The organism is Actinomadura sp. SCN-SB (assembly GCF_043906805.1).
Lineage (GTDB): Bacteria > Actinomycetota > Actinomycetes > Streptosporangiales > Streptosporangiaceae > Spirillospora.
In genome coordinates this window covers 1-1,686 of the sequence record NZ_JBIMPP010000153.1, presented here as the reverse complement: position 1 = coordinate 1,686, position 1,686 = coordinate 1, and the positions used below count along the sequence as shown (strand labels likewise).

Below are 1,686 nucleotides of genomic sequence, written 5' to 3'. Positions count from 1 at the left end.
CCGCTCAGCCCGTACGTGCGTGCGAACGCCGCATGGCGGTGCGAATGCATGGATTGCGGCGCCAAGGTGGCTCCCACATTGAACAACGTGGTTCGGGGCAAAACGAATGGCTGTGAGCATTGCGGCCGAGAACGCGCTAATGCTGCAAGACTCGCGGCAGCGACCGAGGCGGCGCTGGCCGACCTAGAAAAGGCTGGTTGGGTTCCGCTGGAGGCATATCGGGGCGCTAACAAGCCGTGGAGGAGCAGACACCGAGCTTGCGGGACCATCAGCACGCCAACGATCTCGAATATCCGGGCGGGGCACGGCTGCAGAACCTGCGCGGCTCGCCGGGCGTCGGAGAATTCGCGGCTCCGCGAAGCGGAACGGGCCCTAACAGATATGCGGGCCCGCGGCTTTGAACCGCTCAGCGACTACCCAGGACGTTCGACGGAACCGTGGCCTTCGTACTGCCTGACGTGCGGGAAAGAGTCACAGCCCCGTCTTGGGAATGTTAGGCGTGGCAGCGGTTGCCGCCATTGCGCCAACAACGTCGCTATGACCGTCGAGGAAGCTGTGGCCACGTTCGAGATTCGGCATCTCACGCCGCTGGTTCCGTTTCCCGGAACGCATAAACCGTGGCGGAGTCGCTGCCAGCGATGCGGCAATATCGTCTCACCTAAACTCACCCACGTGCGCGGGGGACTCAGTAAAGGCTGCCGGTACTGCTCCGGTCTTGGGCCAACCGACCCGGACGTGGCTGCAGCAAATATGAGAGCTGCCGGGGCCGAACCCTGCGTGCCGTTTCCTGGCTATAACATCCCCTGGCCATGCACGTGCTTGACATGCGGAAACGCCATCGCACCCAGATATGGCAACGTCAGAAACCGGGGCCGCGCATGCTGGTGTTGCGCAGGCTGGCCGGACCCGACTGCTCCGGCGATGGTGTACGTGGTCATCCATCATGGTCTCGGCGCTGTGAAGGTCGGCGTGACCAGTCTCGAAGCTCGCACGGACCGTCTCGACAGCCATCGCCGACGAGGCTGGGATGTCGTCAACATGGTGAAGACCGCGACCGGCGACATCGCCTACAAGATCGAAGACGAAGTGATCACTCATCTAGAGAACGGCCTGGGCCTGGAGTCTTACCTAGACCCTGCCGACATGCCGCAGGGCGGAGCAACCGAAACGTTCGCGCTCGAGGCGGTCAGTGGCTCAGAGATGTGGGACCTCGTAGTGCGCTTCGGCGCTGCGTACGGCGACGAAAAAGTGCAGGGTCGCCACCTGCCGGCCGCCAGAGCACGTAGGGCAAGGAACTTCAGTGCCGAGCAGGCGATCGAGGTGATGATCGGCGCTGGTCTGGAGCCTCTTGAGGATTTCCCCGGCTCCTCCAAGCCGTGGAAGTGCCGCTGCACCCGGTGCGACGCCATCGTCTACCCTCGGCACAATAACGTCGATCAGCGTGGTGGCGGATGCAAGCCCTGCGGTGACGTTCAACGTGGGCACGCTCAACGTGTCCCAGCCGATGTAGCCGAAGCAACGCTGCGCGCGGCTGGTCGCATCCCGCTTGAACCGTACTCAGGGTTGACCTCCAGACCATGGAAGTCGAGGTGCGACCAGTGCGACACCGTGAGCTCGCCGACGCTGTCGCGAGTGAAATCGAAGGGCCGATGCTGCAGACGATGCTCGTTCGCGAACCGCCGCTAG

1 protein-coding gene is annotated in these 1,686 nt (G+C 63.4%); it reads left to right on the top strand.

Annotated features, from left to right (window positions below; genetic code table 11):
• The first annotated feature begins 921 nt into the window (after positions 1–921).
• Positions 922–1,686 (top strand): hypothetical protein, encoded by a 765-nt coding sequence (locus tag ACGWYJ_RS38790; protein ID WP_395111687.1) that lies wholly within the window; start codon positions 922–924, stop codon positions 1,684–1,686.